Origin of the sequence: Clostridium sp. SM-530-WT-3G (assembly GCF_012843905.1) — a bacterium.
Taxonomy (GTDB): Bacteria; Bacillota; Clostridia; order Clostridiales; family Clostridiaceae; genus Clostridium.
In genome coordinates, this window is sequence record NZ_JABAGC010000005.1 from 1 (window position 1) to 21,386 (window position 21,386).

The 21,386-nt window shown below is 27.7% G+C and carries 22 protein-coding genes; 21 read left to right on the forward strand and 1 reads right to left on the reverse strand.

Annotation, left to right across the window (positions count from 1 at the left end; genetic code table 11):
- The first annotated feature begins 287 nt into the window (after positions 1-287).
- The 14 genes from HF850_RS03310 (at position 288) to HF850_RS03375 (ending at position 13,266) form a co-directional block, all read left to right on the forward strand.
- Positions 288-761 carry a hypothetical protein gene (locus HF850_RS03310; RefSeq protein ID WP_169104063.1) on the forward strand — a complete coding sequence of 158 codons (474 nt, stop codon included), beginning with the start codon at positions 288-290 and terminating at the stop codon, positions 759-761.
- Between the two features lie 43 nt (positions 762-804).
- On the forward strand, positions 805-1,659 hold the full coding sequence (locus HF850_RS03315; protein ID WP_169104064.1) for a site-2 protease family protein: 855 nt from the start codon (positions 805-807) through the stop codon (positions 1,657-1,659).
- Between the two features lie 252 nt (positions 1,660-1,911).
- Positions 1,912-3,777: a TIGR03960 family B12-binding radical SAM protein gene (locus tag HF850_RS03320; RefSeq protein WP_169104065.1), complete on the forward strand. Its 1,866-nt coding sequence runs from the start codon at positions 1,912-1,914 to the stop codon at positions 3,775-3,777.
- Positions 3,752-4,453 (forward strand): TIGR03936 family radical SAM-associated protein, encoded by a 702-nt coding sequence (locus HF850_RS03325; RefSeq protein ID WP_169104164.1) that lies wholly within the window; start codon positions 3,752-3,754, stop codon positions 4,451-4,453. The genes HF850_RS03320 and HF850_RS03325 overlap by 26 nt, the downstream gene beginning before the upstream one ends.
- Before the next feature lie 155 nt (positions 4,454-4,608).
- Positions 4,609-6,057, forward strand: coding sequence for an Rne/Rng family ribonuclease (locus tag HF850_RS03330; protein WP_169104066.1), 1,449 nt, complete (start codon positions 4,609-4,611; stop codon positions 6,055-6,057).
- 149 nt (positions 6,058-6,206) lie between these two features.
- The gene (gene rplU, locus HF850_RS03335) at positions 6,207-6,518 is read left to right on the forward strand and encodes a 50S ribosomal protein L21 (protein WP_169104067.1); all 312 of its coding nucleotides are present in this window, start codon (positions 6,207-6,209) and stop codon (positions 6,516-6,518) included.
- A gap of 4 nt (positions 6,519-6,522) precedes the next feature.
- Positions 6,523-6,909, forward strand: a complete 387-nt coding sequence (locus HF850_RS03340) for a ribosomal-processing cysteine protease Prp (protein WP_169104068.1) — start codon at positions 6,523-6,525, stop codon at positions 6,907-6,909.
- Positions 6,910-6,913: 4 nt separating this feature from the next.
- Entirely contained in the window at positions 6,914-7,213 is a 300-nt protein-coding gene (gene rpmA, locus HF850_RS03345; RefSeq protein WP_169104069.1) for a 50S ribosomal protein L27, read from the forward strand.
- 485 nt (positions 7,214-7,698) lie between these two features.
- Positions 7,699-8,988, forward strand: coding sequence for a GTPase ObgE (gene obgE / locus HF850_RS03350; RefSeq protein WP_169104070.1), 1,290 nt, complete (start codon positions 7,699-7,701; stop codon positions 8,986-8,988).
- Between the two features lie 91 nt (positions 8,989-9,079).
- The gene (gene yhbY, locus HF850_RS03355) at positions 9,080-9,382 is read left to right on the forward strand and encodes a ribosome assembly RNA-binding protein YhbY (RefSeq protein WP_169104071.1); all 303 of its coding nucleotides are present in this window, start codon (positions 9,080-9,082) and stop codon (positions 9,380-9,382) included.
- A gap of 256 nt (positions 9,383-9,638) precedes the next feature.
- A complete protein-coding gene (gene nadD, locus HF850_RS03360) occupies positions 9,639-10,241 on the forward strand; it encodes a nicotinate-nucleotide adenylyltransferase (protein WP_169104072.1) in 603 nt (200 codons plus the stop codon).
- Positions 10,242-10,258: 17 nt separating this feature from the next.
- Positions 10,259-10,834, forward strand: a complete 576-nt coding sequence (yqeK, locus tag HF850_RS03365) for a bis(5'-nucleosyl)-tetraphosphatase (symmetrical) YqeK (protein WP_169104073.1) — start codon at positions 10,259-10,261, stop codon at positions 10,832-10,834.
- Between the two features lie 176 nt (positions 10,835-11,010).
- Complete coding sequence (locus HF850_RS03370) at positions 11,011-12,273, forward strand: LCP family protein (protein ID WP_169104074.1); 1,263 nt, start codon at positions 11,011-11,013, stop codon at positions 12,271-12,273.
- Positions 12,274-12,363: 90 nt separating this feature from the next.
- Complete coding sequence (locus tag HF850_RS03375; protein WP_169104075.1) at positions 12,364-13,266, forward strand: RluA family pseudouridine synthase; 903 nt, start codon at positions 12,364-12,366, stop codon at positions 13,264-13,266.
- Positions 13,267-13,283: 17 nt separating this feature from the next.
- On the opposite strand, the gene HF850_RS03380 is transcribed toward HF850_RS03375, so the two are convergent.
- The gene (locus tag HF850_RS03380; RefSeq protein ID WP_169104076.1) at positions 13,284-14,531 is read right to left on the reverse strand and encodes a D-alanyl-D-alanine carboxypeptidase family protein; all 1,248 of its coding nucleotides are present in this window, start codon (positions 14,529-14,531) and stop codon (positions 13,284-13,286) included.
- Positions 14,532-14,983: 452 nt separating this feature from the next.
- Between HF850_RS03380 and HF850_RS16105 the strand changes: the two genes are divergently transcribed.
- The 7 genes from HF850_RS16105 to ric all read left to right on the forward strand — a co-directional run bounded on the left by HF850_RS16105 (position 14,984) and on the right by ric (position 21,381).
- Entirely contained in the window at positions 14,984-15,406 is a 423-nt protein-coding gene (locus HF850_RS16105) for a helix-hairpin-helix domain-containing protein (RefSeq protein WP_347564398.1), read from the forward strand.
- Positions 15,407-15,706: 300 nt separating this feature from the next.
- Positions 15,707-16,414: a hypothetical protein gene (locus HF850_RS03390; protein ID WP_169104077.1), complete on the forward strand. Its 708-nt coding sequence runs from the start codon at positions 15,707-15,709 to the stop codon at positions 16,412-16,414.
- A 21-nt stretch (positions 16,415-16,435) separates the two neighbouring features.
- The gene (locus tag HF850_RS03395) at positions 16,436-16,813 is read left to right on the forward strand and encodes an RDD family protein (RefSeq protein ID WP_206151579.1); all 378 of its coding nucleotides are present in this window, start codon (positions 16,436-16,438) and stop codon (positions 16,811-16,813) included.
- Positions 16,814-16,941: 128 nt separating this feature from the next.
- Entirely contained in the window at positions 16,942-18,309 is a 1,368-nt protein-coding gene (rlmD, locus tag HF850_RS03400) for a 23S rRNA (uracil(1939)-C(5))-methyltransferase RlmD (protein WP_169104078.1), read from the forward strand.
- Between the two features lie 520 nt (positions 18,310-18,829).
- Positions 18,830-19,909: a glycosyltransferase gene (locus tag HF850_RS03405; RefSeq protein ID WP_169104079.1), complete on the forward strand. Its 1,080-nt coding sequence runs from the start codon at positions 18,830-18,832 to the stop codon at positions 19,907-19,909.
- A gap of 80 nt (positions 19,910-19,989) precedes the next feature.
- Positions 19,990-20,583: a polysaccharide deacetylase family protein gene (locus HF850_RS03410; RefSeq protein ID WP_243159390.1), complete on the forward strand. Its 594-nt coding sequence runs from the start codon at positions 19,990-19,992 to the stop codon at positions 20,581-20,583.
- A gap of 99 nt (positions 20,584-20,682) precedes the next feature.
- On the forward strand, positions 20,683-21,381 hold the full coding sequence (ric, locus tag HF850_RS03415) for an iron-sulfur cluster repair di-iron protein (RefSeq protein WP_169104080.1): 699 nt from the start codon (positions 20,683-20,685) through the stop codon (positions 21,379-21,381).
- Positions 21,382-21,386: the final 5 nt, after the last annotated feature.

Below are 21,386 nucleotides of genomic sequence, written 5' to 3' on the forward strand. Positions count from 1 at the left end.
TTACAGGATTTTAAGTGCATTTTTTATCTGTAAATATTGGTAATTTAGTTGTCAAGCGCAGTTTTTAGTGTTGAGCCGTTTTTTTATTTTATATATTTTTAATCAGTATTTGAATTTATATTATTTTGTGTAAGGAAATTTTTGATTAATAATTAATAAGTACAACTTTAAAATGTTTTGTATTTTAAATAGCTTAATCTTAAAAATAAGGACATAAAATTATTTTCATAAATGCTAAAAATTGTTAATATAATCTAATAGGGATAAATATAAACAAGGAGGATATGATGAGTAACTATATGTCTGAGTATGAAGAATACTATAAAAATATAAATAAAAAAAATAACGATAATCAGAAATCAAGGTATCTTCCTTTACATCAAAAAAATAGTAGGAGTATTTATTCAATTGGAAGAAGTAATGAACAAGTACGATATTTTTCAAAAGAGTATTGGGTTAGAAGAATAATAAGGGAACTTTCATGTGCTCTTGTTATATTGACTATATTTATATGCCTTAAATATATTAAAAATGATTATATACAAAAAGCATATATATGGTCAAAAGGAATTATAACAAGTAGTTTTAATTATGATGAAATGATTGAAGCATTTAATAATTATGAATTTGGTACATTTAGAATAAAAGAATTAAACATTGGAGGGTTTACTGTAGAAGATTTAAAGTCAGATAAGATAAATAGAAGAATAAGTAATACTATAAATTATCTAAAAAGCTTAATAAATACACAAAGGGTATAGTATGAATTTAATTATTAGTTCAGTAATAATATAGGGGTTAAAAATGAGAAAATGGCTTAAAGTATTGATGATTGAATTACTAGTTCTGATTTGGATTTCTGATTTTAATGCATCAATATTAATCAGCTTTTTATGGATAATATTACATGAGGTAACTCATATATTAGTAGCATGTAGATTTGGATGTAAATTTAACAGTATAAATATTGGTGTACTGGGAGCAAAAGCAGAATTGATAGATATTGATGAACAAAGTGAAAGAAATAAGCTTTTAATATACTTATCTGGGCCATGTTTTAATTTATTTATTTCCGTATGTATGTATTGCATATATCAATATTTTAATTATGATTTTTTTTATAAGTGCATAATTATTAATTTGTGTTTAGGAGCATTTAATTTGTTACCTGCCTATCCTCTTGATGGATCAAGAATTTTTGAAATATTATTGGTTAAAAAATACCTATATAAAAAATCGAAAAAAATAACTGAAATTATCAGTTTTAGCATTTCGGGAGTATTATTTTTATTATTTAATATAATGCTTTTATTACATAAGGTAAACATAACACTGTTCTTAGCATCTATACTTATGGCATATACAACCTTTTTAGAGAAAGAAAAGACAATGTATATTATCATGGGAGATATGTTCAAAAAGGTTAGAAAATTAAAAAATCATAACTATATGGAGAATAAATCTATTTCTATTTATTATAAGAATGGGCTTGTTAATGTTCTGACTCTAGTTGATAAAAATAAATTTAATAGTTTTTATGTGTTAAATGAAGATATGAAATTTCTTGGAATAATTCATGAAGATGAACTTATAATGGCATTAAAGGAATATGGAAATATAACTTTAGAAGATTATATAAAAATAAGAAAAAAGCACTGATATTAGAATCAAAAAGTTCAATAGAATTCTAATTATTAGTGCTTTTCTTTTATAAATTTTGAATTAATTATGACTTATTGTGGGAACAATAAGAATATTCCCATGAGGAGTTAATTGTGTTAGAATAGGGATATCAATTAAGAAGTATAATAGAGTGTTTTATACTTCTTTTATTTTTGAAAATAGGAAAATGAAGTACATGATTTACGCGTAATTAAGCTAGGCTTAATTATTTAAGGAGGAAATATATTAATGAACAGAGTTTCAGATGATATTTTATTTAAAGTTGAGAAACCAAGTAGATATACTGGTGGAGAAATGAATGAAATAATAAAAGATCCTAAAGAAGTTGATATTAGATTTGCATTTTGTTTCCCAGATGTCTATGAAGTTGGTATGTCACATTTAGGAAGTAGAATTTTATATCATACTATAAATTTAAGAGAAGATACATATTGTGAAAGAGCATTTGCACCATGGCCAGATATGGAAGAATTAATGAGAAAAAATAATATTCCATTATTTACATTAGAAACTAAGGATGCTTTAAATGAATTTGATATGCTTGGATTTACACTTCAATATGAAATGAGTTATACAAATGTTTTAAATATGCTTGATATGTGTAATATCCCTATAAGAGCATCACAAAGAGGAGAAGATGATCCTATAGTTATGGCTGGAGGCCCATGTGCATATAATCCAGAACCATTATATGATATCGTTGATTTCTTTGAAATTGGTGAAGGTGAAGAAATGATGAACGATGTCCTTGATGTTTATAAGAAGTATAAGGGCAAAGGAAAGAAAAAAGAATTCTTAAGAGAAATATCTAAAATAGATGGTATCTACGTACCTTCATTATATGATGTTACTTATAATGAAGATGGAACTATAAAAGAGTTTAAGCCTAAATATGATGATGTTCCAGCAGTAGTTAAGAAGAGAATAGTAAATAACTTTACTAAAGTTCCATTCCCAACTAATATAATAGTTCCTTACACTGAAATAGTACATGACAGAATAGTTTTAGAACTTTTCAGAGGATGTACAAATGGATGTAGATTCTGTCAAGCAGGGATGATTTACAGACCAGTAAGAGAAAAAACTAAAGAAGAATTATTAGAATTATCTAGAGAATTAGTTAAGAATACAGGATACGAAGAAATTTCACTTTCATCATTAAGTACATGTGACTATTCAGATATAAAAGGGTTAGTTCATGATTTAATGGATGAAAATCAAGAGAAAAAAGTTGGAGTTGCACTTCCTTCCATAAGAGTAGATGCATTTTCAGTTGACCTTCTTAATGAAATTCAAAAGGTTAGAAAAAGTGGATTAACTTTTGCACCTGAAGCTGGTTCTCAAAGAATGAGAGATATTATAAATAAAGGTCTTACAGAAGAAAAAATATTAGAGGCTGCAACAAATGCATTTGAAGCAGGATGGAAGACACTTAAGTTATACTTTATGGTAGGACTTCCATATGAAGAATTAGATGATTGTAAAGCAATTGGTGAGCTTGCAGAAAAAATAGTTTATAGATATAAACAAGTTCCAAAAACAAAAGGAAATAATAAGGGATTAAAACTTACAGTAAGTACATCAATATTAGTTCCAAAGCCATTTACACCATTCCAATGGGCTCCAATGGCTAGAATTGAAGATGTTAATAAGAAGATTAATGCCGTAAAGAGCTCAATTAAGAGTGGATGCATAACTTATAATTATCATGAACAAAAGACATCAGTTATGGAATCTGTGTTTGCTAGAGGAGACAGAAGATTATGTGATGTTCTTGTAAAAGCATTTGAAAATGGTGCTAAATTTGATGGATGGGGTCAATACTTTAAATATTATGTATGGTTAGATGCATTAAAAGAATGTAATTTAGATGTTGATTTCTATGCTTATAGAGAAAGACAATATGATGAAATACTTCCTTGGGATTTCATAGATATTGGAGTAAACAGAAGATATCTTGAAATTGAAAATGAGAAAGCTAAGAAAGTACAATTAACTAAAAACTGTAGAGAAGGCTGTACAGGATGCGGAATTGATGTAAACTTTAAAGAAGGAGAGTGTTTTGAAGGTGCGATACTTACTAAAATTCACTAAAGAAGAAAATATTAAATTTATATCACATTTAGATGTGTTAAAAACAATTCAAAAAAATATAAGAAGAGCAGAACTTCCAATAGAATACTCAAAGGGATTTAATCCACATATGAGTACATCAATAGCTCAGCCATTATCAGTTGGAGTATATTCAAGTGGAGAATATATGGATATGGTTTTAGAAAGAGAAATGGATGAGAATGAAATTATAGATAGATTAAATAAAACTGCACCAAGTGGAATTAAATACATAAGCGCTTTGGCTATTCCTTATGTTGAAGGTGAAAAGAAAGTACCACAAGCAATGGCTATGATTGATGCAGCAAGATATACTATAAAAATAAAATATTCTGATGTTTCTAATTTAGAAAATGAAATGAATGAATTACTTTCTAAACCAGAATGGAACACTATAAAGAAGAGTAAAAAAGGTGAAAAAGAAGTAAATTTAAAGAACTTTATAAAAGAATTAAATTTCTGGATTAAGGATGAAGTACTAGTGTTAAACACATTAATAAGTACAGGAAGCAGAGAACATTTAAGTGCAGACTTATTAGTTAAGTACATTCAAGAAAATACATCAAATGCACTTGTGGATTCATTTGTAGCGATAAAAAGAGAAGAAATGTACTTTTATAAGGGAGATAAACTAGTTCCATTATATAAGTGCGTATAAGATGCAAATACAAATATATAAATGCATATAGGATATAAGTACAGATAAACTAAGAAAAAATAAGAAACCCAAAGATTCAGTTAACAGTTAACAGTTACTTGTTAACTGACAACTGTTTTTGTCCATTGTAAATTGGGATGGAGATGTATTAAAGTATGAAAGAGATTTTTATAGAAAGAAGAGAGAAAATTCTAAGAATAGCTGTAAAATCTAATAATGAGCTTGTTGAAAGTATAGTGGAAGAAAAGGCAAATCAACCTATTATAGGAGAGATTTATAAAGGTAGAATAAAAAATATTATACCTGGAATGAATTCAATATTTGTTGACCTTGGATTAGAAAAAGAGGGCTATATGTATTATAGCGAAGAACTAAAAAGTATGAATGTTAAAAAAGGTGATGAGATTTTAGTTGAAGTCATTAAAGAACCTATTAATGACAAAGGGGCTAAATTGACTCATAAAGCATGTATTCCGGGTAAATATGTAGTTCTTAACTGTTATAGAGAGGGGATAGATTTTTCTAGGAGAATAACTGATAATAATGTTAAAAAATTCATTCTAGACAATGTAGAGCCTTTACAGAATGCAGGGATTACAGTGAGAACCGAAGGCGCAGATGTTGAAATAGATGTACTTAAGCGAGAAATAAATAAGCTATACGATGAATTTAAAAAGATAGATAAGCAGATGAAATATTCATCAAATCTTAAAAAGCTTTATGGTGAAAATCTAACTTTAAATAAAGTACTTATGAATTCAAGCTTAAATGAAAATATAAAAATTTATGTGGATAATGAAGAAGATTTTCAATATGTATCTGATTTTGTAAAAGGTGAAGAAAATTTTAAGGTTAATTTATATGATGGATATAGAAATTTATTTGATTTTTATGGAATAGAAAAAGAATTGCTAAAGCTTAGACATAATAAAGTGAATCTTCATTGTGGTGGTTCTATTGTAATTGATAGAACAGAAGCTATGTATGTAATAGACGTTAATAGTGGGAAAAACATTAAGGAAAGAAACTTTAACAAAACAATATTAGAAACAAATCTGGAAGCTGCAAGAGAAATTGGTAAGCAGATAAGACTTAGAAATTTAAGTGGAATAATTGTAATAGACTTTATAGATATGAGAGATAGAAGCCAAAGGACAGAAGTTATGGCTGTACTTACAGAAAGTCTGAAAGATGATAAAGGAAATGTTAAAATATTTCCGTTTACCGAGCTTGACCTTGTTCAAATAGCTAGAAAGAGACAAGGAAAGAGTGTATATGAATATATGGAAGAAAAATGTGATTTATGTAAAGGTAGAGGAATTATTCTGAAGTTATCATATATAGAAGGATTAATTAAAAGTGAAATAGTTAGAATGAAAGAAGAAAATTCTATAGATTGTTTCAAAATAGAAATTGATAGTGTTTATAAGGATAGAATTCAAGAAGATATATTTACTTTCATGAAAGAAATAGATGGTATTGATAAGGAAATATACTTAATGTATGTAGATGGAATAGAAGGCTATAGAATAGAACCACTATTGTTTCAAGCTCAAAAAGATAATTTAGAAAAGTATAAAGTTACTGCAATTGAAAAAGCTTAAATTGTGATTTAAAATAAATTAATTTTGCTTTACAAGTAGAGAATAATATGATATCATGGCATTTGTAAACCGCACACGTAAGGTTTTTTGTAAAACAAAGTTAAATCTTTGTACCAAAAGTGGCGAGACCGTTATGAGGAGGTGTTTTAATGTACGCAGTATTAAAAACAGGTGGAAAACAATACAGAGTTCAAGAAGGAGACGTAATATTCGTTGAAAAATTAAACGCTGAAGTTGATTCTACAGTTGAATTAAACGAAGTTTTAGCAGTAGGAACTGATGCAGGTATCAAAGTTGGTACTCCAGTTGTTGAAGGAGCTAAAGTTGTAGCTAAAGTTGCAGCTCAAGGTAAGGCTAAGAAGGTTATAGTTTTCAAGTATAAAGCTAAGAAAGACTATAGAAGAAAGAATGGACACAGACAACCTTACACTAAGTTAGTTATCGAAAAGATCGAAGCATAATATTATGATTACGGTTAAGATTAACGAAAAACAAAGTAAGATTGTTGGTTTCGTAATGGATGGCCATGCGTTATCTGATGGTAGAGATTTTTCAAGTGATTCTGCACTTGTTGGAGAGGCATTTGATTTAATCTGTAACAGTGTATCTGTTCTATCTCAAAGTGTAATAATTGGCTTGGATGAAGTTTTAAAACTAAATTCAACTTACGAAATTAAAGATGGATACCTAAAATTAGATCTTCAGGATTTTAATGCTGAAGAGCTAGACGAAGCACAAGTTTTGCTAAGAACTTTTGAAAAGAGCCTAGAAAGTGTTATTTTAGGATTTGATCAAATAGTAGGTAAAAAGAAACGTAGGGAATATATAACTTTAATTAAAGAGGAGGTGTAGTCACATGCTAATTATGAACCTTCAATTATTCGCTCATAAAAAAGGGGTAGGTAGTTCTAAGAATGGTAGAGACTCTGAATCAAAGAGATTAGGAGTTAAATCTGCTGACGGACAATTTGTTCTTGCTGGAAACATCCTTGTAAGACAAAGAGGAACTAAGATTCATCCAGGTGAAAATGTTGGAAAAGGTAAAGACGATACTTTATTCGCTAAGATCGATGGAGTTGTTAGATTCGAAAGACTTGGTAGAGATAAGAAGAAAGCAAGTGTTTACCCAGTAGACGTTGAAGCAATAGCTGAATAATTTTATTTAAAATAAAGCACTCTTAGTTTTAAGAGTGCTTTTTTAAATGTAAGTATAAACTTTTTTAAAGTGGATAAAGTTTATAGTGTATAAGTGTAATGCATAAGCTTAAGAATAGACAATGTACAATTGACAATTTATTTGTAATAATTAGATTAAATTATAAATTCAATAAGTCTAATATTAAAAGACTTATTGTGAATTGTGCATTGTAGACATAAATCATTTAGTGGTAAAGTAAAATTAAGTTGAGCATTACTTAAGTTGTGATATAATATATTATATTTTTTATAGAATATTCACTACAGATTAAAAGAACATAAGTTATTTTATTAAAAAAACAGACTATCTAAAAATTGAAAAATTTTAATAATTATTCACACTTATAATTAGAGTTATCAACAGAAGTGTTAAGTATAAAAATAAGGTCTGTGCATAAAGTAACAAAAAGAAATAAAAAAATATGTTTAGGAGAGGTGAAAAGTATGTTTATAGATAAGGTCAAGATTTTTGTAAAATCAGGAAATGGTGGAGACGGAGCTATTACATTTAGAAGAGAAAAGTACGTTCCACTTGGAGGACCAGATGGTGGAGATGGAGGAAAAGGTGGAAGCATCATTTTCAAAGTTGATACAGGAATAACTACATTATTGGATTTTAAATATAAAAAGAAATTTGTAGCAGAATGCGGTGGTAATGGAAGCGGTTCTAAATGCTATGGAAAAGATGGAGAAGATCTTATAATAAAAGTACCAATGGGTACAATTATAAGAGAAGCTGAAAGTAATAAGATAATTGCTGACCTTTCTCATAAAGATGATGAACTTGTATTATTAAAAGGTGGTAAAGGTGGTAAAGGAAATACTAAATTTGCTACAGCTACTAAGCAAGCACCACATTATGCTGAACCAGGTATGCCTGGAGATGAATTAAATGTTATTTTAGAATTAAAATTACTTGCTGATGTAGGATTATTAGGATTCCCTAATGTAGGTAAGTCAACTTTACTTTCAATGACTACAAAAGCTAAACCAAAGATAGCTAACTATCACTTTACAACATTGAAACCAAATTTAGGAGTAGTTGCTGTTAAAGGTATAGAACCATTTGTAATGGCAGATATTCCAGGAATAATAGAAGGTGCAGCAGATGGTGTTGGACTTGGAATTCAGTTCTTAAGACACATTGAAAGAACTAGACTTTTAATACATATAGTTGATATTTCAGGAGTAGAAGGAAGAGATCCTTTTGAAGATTTCGTTAAGATTAATGAAGAATTAAAGAAATATTCAGTTAAACTTTGGGATAGACCACAAATAGTTGTTGCTAACAAGGCAGATATGCTTTATGATGACAGCATATATGAAGATTTCAAGAAAAAGGTTGAAGAACTTGGATATACTAAGGTATTCAAGATGTCAGCAGCTACAAATGAAGGTGTTGATGCTGTAATGAAGGAAGCATCAAGAATGCTTAAGGAAATTCCAGTTACTGAATTAGAAATATCTGAAGAAGAAAGATATATACCACCAGAAAAGAGATTTACTTATGAAATTTCTGTTGAAGATAATGAAGAAGGAACTAAGACATATGTTATAGAAGGATCATTTGTTGATAGATTATTACATGCAGTAAATATCCATGATGCAGACTCATTAAGATACTTCCATAAGGTTCTTAGAAATAAGGGAATCTTTGATGAAGTAAGAGAATTAGGAATCAAAGATGGAGACTTTATGAGATTAAATGACTTCGAATTTGAATATGTACTTTAATCAGTGAATTTAGCCAGTTAACAGTTTTCGATTAACAGTTAACTGTTCCTTGTTAACTGTTAACTGAAAATGGGTTTTAGGAGGAAATGAAATGATTACAACAAAACAAAGAGCTTATTTAAGAGGATTAGGAAGTACTTTAACACCAATATTTCAAATAGGTAAAGGTGGAATTGAAGAAAACTTCTTAATACAAGTTTCTCAAGCGTTAGAAGCCAGAGAATTAATAAAAATAAAAGTTTTAGAAAACAGTGGGTTAGATACTAGAGAAGCTTCAGATGCAATCTGTAAAGCACTTAAGTGTGAAGGAGTTCAAGCAATCGGAAATAAGATGGTACTTTACAAACAATCTAGTAACGTTAAAAAGAGAAAAATAGAATTACCTACAAAATAATTGTAAGTAAGATTAAAAATAGAGTCATAGTATAATCTATGGCTCTATTTTTATGTAGTATATTATATAGTAATTCTACTATTAATCAATAAATATATAATATATTTCTCATGGGAAGCAACAATATTGGTATAGAGTCTATTATATTACAGAAATTTTTTATATTTAGTATATGATGATATAATATGATTAGCAAATTAAATAGTTATGGATGGTTAAAACCAAGTAATTGTTTTTACTATGGGAGGACAGAATTATGAAACGTTATGGAATAATAGGAGGAACATTTGACCCAATTCATAATGCACATTTATATATAGCCTATGAAGCAAAGGAACAACTGAATTTAGATAAAGTAATATTTATGCCTGCAGGTCAGCAGCCATTAAAAACCGAAAAAAAGGTAACACCAGCATGGTTAAGATATGAGATGGTAAGAGAAGCTATTAAGCCGTATGAGGATTTTTCTATATCTGATTATGAAATACAAAATGAAGGATTAAGCTATACATATAAGACACTAGAGCATTTTAAAAAGCTTTATAAGGATTCAGAATTATTTTTTATAACAGGTGCAGATTGTCTTATAGATATAGATAAATGGACAGAAGTATCAAAAATATTTAAAGTATGTACTTTTGTTGTCTTTTCTAGAGGTGGAATTGACACAGAATTATTACATGTACATAAGAAAAAAGCAGAAGAAAAATATGGTGGAAAAATAATTATTTTAGAACTTAAAGACCTTGAAATATCATCAACTGATATAAGGAATAGAATAAAATTAGGAAAAAAGGCTGAGTTTTTTGTTCCTGAAAAAGTTAATGAATTTATAAAGAAAAATAACTTATATAGATAGACAAGGAGAGAATTAATTTGTTATCAATAAATGAAATAAAAGAATATCTTAAAGAAAATTTAAAGCCATCACGTTATGAACATACTTTAGGAGTTGCAGAAACAGCTAAAAAACTGGCTAAATTAAATAATGTTGATGAAAAAAAAGCAGAAGTAGCTGGTCTTTCGCATGATGTTGCGAAAAACTTAAGTAAAGAAGAAATGCTTAAAATCATAAAAGAAAATAATATTAAGTTATCGTTGGTTGAAGAGAATAATATGAATTTATGGCATAGTATAATAGCGCCTATAGTTGCTAAAGGTAAATTAAATATATATGATGAAGAAATATTAGAATCATTAAGATGGCATACTACAGGAAAAGAAAATATGTCTAAATTAGAGAAGATAATATATATTGCAGATATGATAGAGCCAAGCAGAAGCTTTGAAGGTCTAGAAGAAATACGAAAAGCAACATTTGAAAATTTAGATAAAGGAGTTTATGTAGGGCTTACTCATAGTATTAGATTTCTTGTAGATAAAGACTTATTACTTGACGAAAATACTATAAAAGCAAGAAATTATTTAAAGGTATATGGAAATTTTAATTAAATAAAATGATTATTTATAATAAAAGGATACTATAAATTAATAATCAAATATATAGGGATTTATATATAAAGATTAAAACATAGTTACTTTAGATAAATACATAAGAATAATTTGTAATGTTTGTAGATAATTATGGGGTTGTGTTGTCTAACTTATAAATAAGGGGTGAGTAATAATTGGGGATAAGAACTGATAGACGTAAACATGGATTAGGTTTTAGAGTGGGTAATGATGTGAGTATTATAGAAAAAATAATATTGGGGATAATTGCGCTTATATTAACATTCATTATAGTTTTTGTTTTTTCAGGTGCAACCGCATTATTTAAAATAGGCAGTAAGACAATGCCACAGGGAATAAGTCCATCAGGAGGACCAGTAAATATATTATTACTCGGAATGGACATAGGAGATCCAGAACAGATAGATAATCAGTCAATAAAGAGAACTGATACAATAATGGTATTAAATTATAATCCATCAACAGATAAGATAAAGGTTGTATCTATTCCAAGAGATACCCTCATAACTAATAATGGTAAAAATTTGAAAATTAATGCTGCATATGCAGTTGGAGGATATCCAAAGATAAGAAGTGAAGTAGAAGAGCTTCTAGGAATTAATATAAATTATATGGTAAAGGTAGACTATAATGCATTTGTAGAACTTGTAGATGCATTAGGTGGAGTAACCATGAAAATAGATAGGAATATGATTTATGATGATGAGGGGCAGAACCTTCATATAAATTTTAAAGCTGGAGAAACAGTAAAGATGGATGGTCAGAAGGCACAAGAATTTTTCAGATGGAGAAAAAATAATGATGGAAGCGGATTTGCAAATGGAGATTTAGATAGAATTAATAATCAACATAAGTTTATTTCAAATGTTATAGATAAATGTAAGAGCCCATTTATAATATTTAGGATTCCTAAGATATTAACTGCAGTTGCTAATAATGTAGAAACTAATATGCCTTCGTTTAAAGTATTAAAATATATGATAAGCTTTTTAACTATAAATAAAGATGATATATCTATGGTGACAGCAGAAGGAACACCTAAAATGATTAATGGACAGTCTTATCTTATTTTTGATAAAAATGCTAATAAAAATATTTTGTCATCAGGAATTGTTAAAAATTCTAACGTAAGTAATACTTCAAAAGCTAATTTAAAAATTAAAATATTAAATGGTACTAAGATAAATGGATTAGCAGGAAAATTAAAAACTGAAATGATGAATTATGGATATTCAAAGATTGATACTGGAAATACAAGTCTTAGTGATAAAAGTATGATTACTTCTGATAATGATGATTATATTAAAACTTTACAGGGGGACTTAAATATAAAAAATAGAGGCAAAAAAGATAGTAAACTTGAATATAAGGATTATGATGTAGTTATAATATTAGGAAAAGATTATAAGAATTATTAGTGAATAAAGAAAATATACTTTAAGAAAAGTATGGATAAAATATAATAAATATTAGTATAAATAAACCTTGATGAGGAGTAGATTAAGTACATGAGTATTTTAGAAAAAAAAGTTACGGATATTGGTGAAGGCGTAAAAATTAGAGAGTATTTAAAAAATGAATTAGGACTATCAACTAGACTTATAAGAAGTGCATCTATTGATAAAAGAATATTTGTAAATGATGAACCTGTTAAGATGAATAGAGTATTAAATAGCGGTGAAACAATAAAGATAGATTTAGCTAAGGATGAAAGTCAAGATATTTCACCAGAAAAAATGGATATTGAAATAATTTATGAAGATGAAGATATATTGGTAGTAAACAAAAAGCCATATATGGTTGTTCATCCAACTAAGAGTTATCAAAGTGGAACTTTAGCTAATGGTGTGATAAATTATTTTCAAGAAACAAATCAAAATTGTATAGTAAGATTAGTTTCAAGACTTGATATGAATACATCAGGGCTTATAATAATAGCTAAAAATCAATATTCTCATGGAATGCTTTCGAAAGAAATGAGTGCAAATAATGTAGGAAAGAGATATCTAGCAATTGTTCATGGTATTTTAGAAAATGAAAGTGGTACTATAGATAAACCTATATATAGACCAGAAGGTACTGAATTTGGAACAAAAAGAATAATAGATGAGCGTGGACAGAGAAGTATTACACATTATAAAGTTGTAGAAAAATTTAAAGATGCTACACTTTTAGAATGTAAGCTTGAAACAGGAAGAACTCATCAAATAAGAGTTCATTTAAGCAGTATAGGACACCCTATATATGGAGATATTTTATATGGATATGGTGATAATGAGATGGATTTAATAAAAAGGCAGGCACTTCATGCATATGCTCTTGATTTTAAATCCCCAAGAACGGGACAAATACTTTCTCTAAAATCAGATCTTCCAGATGATATGAAAGAGCTAATTGAAAAGTTAAAATAGTATAAAAAAGCAGAAGTTTAAATGCTTCTGCTTTTTTTATACTTTATTCTGATTAAAAGTCCTAATCCAATACATAATGCTAAGATTCCGATACTAAAACTTATATAAAGAAGAAGATTTGATTTATTAGATAACGAAGCTTTTGAAAATGGACTCTCATATACTCTTGATTCTCCAGCAGCTAAATCAAAAGTTTCAACTTCTTGGCCATTAACTAAAATAGCTCCTTTTAAAATAGGATCACCTTCATTAAAAGATTTTTTGCTTAAATCTTCATCTTGTATTTTTAATTCTCCAGAAGAAGTACCTTCTTGTTCTTTAAGAATAGCATATCCTATATCTTTTGTAGCAACTAAAGGTAAGCGTTCTTCTTTACTTACTTCATAGTCAGTTACTACATCACCCTTGTTATATAATTTAACGAAAGAAAAATTATCAAATCCGTAATTAAATACTGACTGCATATCAAAGAAATTTTGGTCTTTATCTGTAGCATTTAAAAACGATGCTACAAGAAGGTGTCCATCTTTTTCAGCAGCAGAAACATAAGTGTGATTTGCTTTTGTAGTGTAACCATTCTTTCCTGAAATAGCATAAGGATAATAATATTTTGAATTCTTATTAATCATATAATTTTTATTATTTATAAAAATTGTTCTTGAAGGGTCGTTAATTATTGTACTAGTTGTACAAGGAGTAGTTGATAGTTCCATAAATTCTTTATTATTAACTGCTTCTTTCATAATTAATGCTAAACTTTTTGGACTTATAACATGATGAGTACCTGGAAGTCCACTTGGATTTTCAAAATTTGCATTTGTTGCTCCAATTGATTTTGCTTTTTCATTCATTAACTTGGCAAATTCAGGAATGCTGCCTGAAACATGAATAGCAAGTGCATTTGCACAATCATTTCCTGATTCCATTAGCAGACCTAAAAGAAGATCTTTTACAGTGATTTCGTCACCTTTTAAAAGCCCTATTGCAGTACCATCAATTTCTGTGAAATTTTGAGTTATAGTTACTTTTTCATCTAATGCACAATGTTCAAGAACAACTAGGGCAGTCATTACTTTAGTTGTTGAAGCAGGTTCAAAATATCCATCTTCATTTTTACCATACAGGACTTTTCCTGTTGTGGCATCAATTAGTGCACAACCCTGTGCATTTATGTCAGGACCAGCTGCATATGCATTGAGTGAATTAGTGGTTAAAACCAATATAACTGCAAAAAATATACTAAAAATTTTTAATAATCTTTCCATAAAACTCTCCATATTGTAAATTATTTTATTACCATAAAATATATTTTAACAAAAAAATAATAATTAAGCTATATAAACTTAGGTAGATTAATCTTAATAAGTATAAAATACAAAAATATGTCAAGTATAAAAATAAATTAATTCATTTATAAGCTAAATATATTTATAAAAAATGAAAGAGGGAGTATATTATAGAAATAGAAGAATTTTTTAAAGATAGAAAGAAAATAGGAATATTTGTTTTACTTTTAATAGTCATCATTTCATCTGGAATTATATATTGTACTTCTGGATATAAAGAACTAAAGAAAAACGATAATGAAAGTATTTTTATTGAAGAGGAAACTTCTGCAGAAAAAAATTATTCTAATGAGAATTATGAAAATAGAATTAGTTCTGATTACATAAAATCAAATAATTTTAATAAAGAAGAAAAGAATATTACGGTTGAAATAAAGGGAGAAGTAAAAAATCCGGATGTATATGTACTTGAAGAAAATTCTATAGTAAAGGATCTTATAGAAAAAGCTGGAGGCCTTACTGAAAATGCAGATATAAATAGTATAAATAGGGCAAAACAACTTCAAAATCATGAACTTATTTATATATATAATAAAAATGAAGAATCGAGTATTAATGTAAGTGAAAATACAGCACAATCTAGTATAAACACACAAGTAAACTCTAAGGTAAATATTAATTCTGCAACAATAGAGGAGTTAAAAACATTAAAAGGGATTGGTGAGTCGAAAGCTAATAGCATAATTGAATATAGAGAAAAAAGTGGTGCTTTTAAAAGTATTGAAGATATTAAAAATGTAGATGGAATAGGTGAAAAAGTATTTGAAAAAATAAAAGATAGTTTAACAGTATAGGGTTAAAAGTTTATTTTTTATATTTATAATGATGTAATATAATTTGGATATTAATTGCAACACGTACTAAAAGAATATATAATTAGAATGCTATATAATGCTATATTATATAGAAATATAAATTTTAATATAATATTTTACTAATAGTGCTAATTAAAAGTAAAAACTGACACAAAGTTGTAATAGAATAATGTTAAAATTGGGATGTTGATGTTGTGCAGGTTATTAATTAATAATAGTATTTTAATTAGTAATTATTTATAAGTAATTTGGACTTATGAGCCAAGGGGGAGTTATTTAGTGTCTAAGAAGATTTTAAGTATAGTTATGAGTATGGTTGTAGCAACATCATTAGTTGGCTGTGGTAGTAAAAGTTTAGACAGCATAAAAATTTTTGGAAGTGAAAATCAAGTAGAATCTAGCGATGCAGAAACATCACAGGAAGATTCACAAGTAGAAGGTGAATGGTCAAAAAATTATACTTTAGATGAAACTAAAAATTTATATCAAAAAGAATTGAAGAAGATGGAAGAAATAACTGATCAATTTGGAATAAAATATTCTACAGATGAAGTTATTAAGAATTATGATAATGTATATATAACAGAAGATTGCATGTATTATGATAATGAAAATGCTCAAGCAAATAGGATTTCCAATATGTCTTTTGGATTAAAGCTTTATGGAAAGGATTTGGAAAGTGGAGTAATTGAATTAAAATTATTATTAAATTTTGACTCTGAAAATGCAATTAAAAATAATGATTTTGATTTAGGAAAAACATCATTTGCTAAATATATAGCAGCATTTACAGGTGAAGAAAATAGAGATTATTCAAGTATAAATAATGAAATAATAGGAAAACTTAAAGCAGGAGAAAATGAAGTTAAGATAAATAATACAATTAATGGCTTAAAAGAAGAAATTATAGCTAATAAACAATGTATTTTTTATAAATTGTCTACAAAGAAATATGTGTTTGCAGATGCAGAAATGAGTATGGAATAGACTTCAAGGGGGGAATTTTTTTTGAAAAAGGATAAAGTAATAGAAAATGAAACCAAGGAAAAAGAAACTTTAAATACAGAAGTTACAGAAGAAATTAGTAGTGAAGTTGAAAAATTATCTACAAATGAAGATGATTTAGACTTACAAGAAAATTCAGGAACAGGAAAAGAAATTTTCTCTAATATATTAGACCAGCTTATATTAGCTGCAATATCATCAGTATTAGTTGTAATCATTGATTTTGCTTTAAATGCTGTTGGATATAGATTTGTAAGAGATAATGGTGCAGTAGTAGGTGCCGGAGCAATCATATATTTTATATTAAATTGTATCTATACACCATTAATGGCAAAAACAAAAGAAAAAAAGACTATTGCAAAGAGGATATTAAGTATATAAAATTAAATTAAATATTAAGATTAACAGATTGGTTTATACGTAAAACAGTAGTAACCAATCTGTTGTCATGATTAGAAGTTTTTTATTAAGTAACTTATAGAAGAAATTTTAGATGATAGGAGTAAATAATGAAAAGAGGAAGCGACTTACAAGTTAAAATAGAAAAATTAGAATTTCCATCAACAGGTATAGGTCATGCGGAAGATAAAGTTATCTATGTCAAAAATGCATTTCCTGGGCAAACTATAACAGGAAGAGTCAAAAAGAAAAGAGAAGAATATGCAGAATTAAAATTAATGTCTGTAGATGAAAAGGCTCCATATGAAATAGAAGCACCATGTCCACACTTTGGAGTATGTGGAGGATGTTCGTCACAAAGCATTCCATATGAAAAGCAATTAGAATTCCTAAGTGATGAAGTAAAAGCTTTATTTGATGAAGCAGATGTTTCGACTGGAGAATATCTAGGAATCCAAGGAAGCCCAGAACAATTTGAATATAGAAATAAAATGGAATTTACATTTGGTGATGAAGAAAAAGGAGCTCCACTTGGTGTAGGAATGCACATGAGAGGAAAATCCTTTGGAATAGTTACAGTAGATAAATGTATGCTTGTAGATGAAGATTACAGAAAGATAATAAAATTAACAGTAGAATATTTTAGAGAACAAAACTTACCTTATTATAGAGTAATGAAGGGTGAAGGATATTTAAGACATTTAGTTATAAGAAAAGCTAAGAATACTGGAGAACTTTTAGTGAACTTAGTAACTACAACACAAATAGATTTTGATTTAAGCGATTATGTAAAATTACTTAGAAATCAAAGTTATTTAGGAACTTTAGTTTCAATAATACATACTGAAAATGATTCAAGATCAGATGCAGTTATACCTGAAAAGGTAAATGTTCTTTACGGAAAAGATTATATAAGAGAAAATCTTTTAGGGTTAGAATTTAACATATCACCATTCTCATTCTTCCAAACTAACACAAAGGGAGCTGAGCAGCTTTACTCAATGGTTAGAGAATTCATGGGGGATAGTGAGAATAAAGTAGTATTTGACCTTTACTGTGGTACAGGAACAATAGGTCAAATAGTAGCTCCAAAGGCTAAAAAAGTTGTTGGGATAGAACTTATAGAAGAAGCTGTAGAAGCTGCAAAAGAAAATGCTAAGCTTAATGGTCTTAATAACTGTGAATTTTTAGCTGGGGATGTAGCTGAAATAATTAAGACTGTAAAAGATAAGCCAGACATAATAATCTTAGACCCACCAAGAAGTGGAGTACATCCAAAAGCATTAGATTACGTAATTAAATTCAATGCACCAGAAATAATCTATGTTTCATGTAATCCTAAAACTTTAGTTACTGACCTTAAAGTTTTAGAATCAAAGGGATACAAGATAGTTCAAACGAAGGTAAAGGATATGTTCCCAAATACTCCTCATGCTGAGACAGTTGTTAAACTTATAAAGAGCAAAGCGATAAAATAAGTTTTTTACAAATGTCCATGCAAGGACTATCCAAGAAATGAACCTGTAAGGTGAAATTGATTGGAAATAGTCTACTGCTGAGACAGTTGTTAAACTTATAAAGAGCAAAGCGATAAAATAAGTTTTTAATATAGGGTTATTAATAGTATTTGAATAGTTTGTTTTTTGAAATCATTACAATAATTTGCCACCATAAAATTTCGATTGGTGGTAAATTTTTTTTTGTATATTATTAAAATTATTAACAGTAGTATAAATTTATTTTATATTAAAGTAATTATTTCAAGTTATTTTACACCAGTGTTAAAAATAATATAAGTAAAAATAAAAATTTTTGACAAAAATCTTAAATAAGAGGAAGTTTTTACTTGTGTTAATTCGACAAAAATAAATATTATTCGGAGTTTAATTGGATAATTTTAATATTTTTTATATAAATATAATATTTTTTTTGAAAAAATGCTCTAAATAATGTATATTAATTACTATAGTATACTGCGTGGAGGAAAATACTTGGAATATGAATATAGTGATTTTAACTGGAAAGTTTGGTAATGGCCATATGTCAGCTGCTGAGTCTGTATATGAAGAAATATTAGATTCAGAATCAAATTGCAATGTATATATAGTAGATATTATTGAATATATGTTTCCCACATTTAATAAATTTATTTATAAAATCTTTGATTTTATTGTAGGAAAGCATTCATCAATATATAATTTTTTTAGTAAAGCATCAGAAAAGAAGCCGAGGATTCCTTTTAAGAAAATAGCTTTATATAAGATAGAAGAATTATTAAATCAGTATGATGTGGATTTTATAATAGCGACAATGCCAATATGCCCACAATATATATCTGAATACAAAAAAGTAACAGGATCTGATATACCATTATGTACATATATAACGGATATATTCCCACATCCATATTGGTTAGCAGGTAATACAGATTTATATTTTGTTGGAGACCATAAGACTGAAGAAGAATTAGTTTCAAATGAAGTGAAACCTAAAAATATACTAGTATCAGGAATACCAGTAAAGCAAAAATTTAAAGAAACATATATAAAAAAAGATACAACAGAAGGTACTAATGTGTTAATTATGGGTGGAGGGTTAGGAATAATTCCATCAATAAGTGGATTTATAGACAAGTTAAATAATGCTAAGAATATATCTATTACTGTAATTGCTGGTAAAAATAAAAAACTAATTAACTATTTAAAAATTAATTATCCTCAAGTTAATGTTGTAGGTTATACGAATAAAGTAGATCAATATATGAAAAAGTCTGATTTATTGGTTACTAAGGCTGGAGGAGTAACAACATTTGAAGCGATAAGTACTCAGACACCATTGTATGTAATCAAGCCTTTTTTACAGCAAGAAGTAGGAAATGCAGAATATATTGAACATAATAATATAGGTAGAGTTGCATGGTCAGATGATATTGATATTGCTGAAGATATCTTGAATGTTATTAAAGATAAAAGACTTTTAAATTTAATGAAAAATAACATGGTAGATGTACAGCAAAAATTTAATAAAACATCTCCTATAAAAGCTTTTTATGAAAGGAATGATATAAAGTGCTGCTAAAATTTGTAATCGTAATATGTCTTATATTTATTTTAATATATAGTGTTGGAGTGACTTTTTTATGCAGAATGTCAAATGCTATGAAAAAAAATAAAACATCTGATATATATATCACATTTGATGATGGACCAGATCCAAACTATACAAATAAACTTTTAGACTTATTAAAAAAATATAATATAAAAGTTAGTTTTTTTGTTGTTGCTAAGTTTGCAGAGAAAAATCCAGATATTATATCTAGAATGAAAAACGAAGGACATTTAATAGGATTCCATTCATTAGAGCATAGAAATTCTTTATGGCAGACTCCAAAGTATACTAAGTATGATTTTGAAGAAAGTATAAAGATATTAGATAAATTATCAGTAGATGTACATTATTTCAGACCACCTTGGGGATGTTTTAATATATGTACATTATCTCAAATAAAAAAGCATAATTTAGTACCAGTTTTATGGAATGTTATGGTTGGAGACTGGAGTGGTAGTACTACATCTGAAATAATAGCTAATAAACTTATTAAGAGAACTAAACCTGGAGATATAATATGCCTTCATGATGGAAGAGGAAAGAATGAAGCGCCAAGTAGAACTATACAAGCCTTAGAAAAAGTGATTCCATATTGGATTTCTAAGGGGTATACTTTTAAAACAATAGATAAATATAAAAAATAAAAAATTATTTGAAAATTTGATTCAAAGCACATTTTTATTTTTATCTTTTTTATATAATGAACCCATAGAGAAGAGATTAAACCATTTGGAGGGATTAATATGAAAAAGAGAATAAATAAAAATTTAAGTTTAGGTGAATGTGTTATTATGTATCCACCTATAGTTGATAAATTTAATGAAATTGAATTAGATTATTGTTGTGGTGGAAAATCAAACTTAGAAGAAGCATTAAAAGAAAAGAACATTGATGTAGATAAATTCATTGAAGAAGTAAATGCTGAATTTGAAAAATTCCAATTTGATAATACTCAATATGTAAATTGGGAAGAAAAATCTTCAGAAGAGTTAATTGACCATATAGTAAATACTCATCATGCTAAAACTTATGAATTATTAAAAGAAATTGATCCATTATTAGTAAAAGTATTTAAGGTTCATTTCTATCATATGCCTGAAGGATTAATAAAGATTCATAAGCTTTTTGGAGCACTTAAGTGTGAATTAGAAGAACATTTAATAAAAGAAGAAAGAATTCTATTCCCAAATATGATTAATTTTGATAACACAGATGATGCAGAAGAAAAGGGAAGAATAGAAGAAGAAATAAAAATGTTTATAAGCGAACATGAAGCTGCTGGAGATATACTTAAAGAATTAGCAAAAATTACAGATGATTATACTGCTCCAGAATGGGCATGCGCAAGCTTTAAATTAATGTACTTAAAGATGCATGAACTTGAAAAAGATTTATTTGTTCATATACATAAAGAAAACAATATATTATTTAAGAGATATTAATAAAA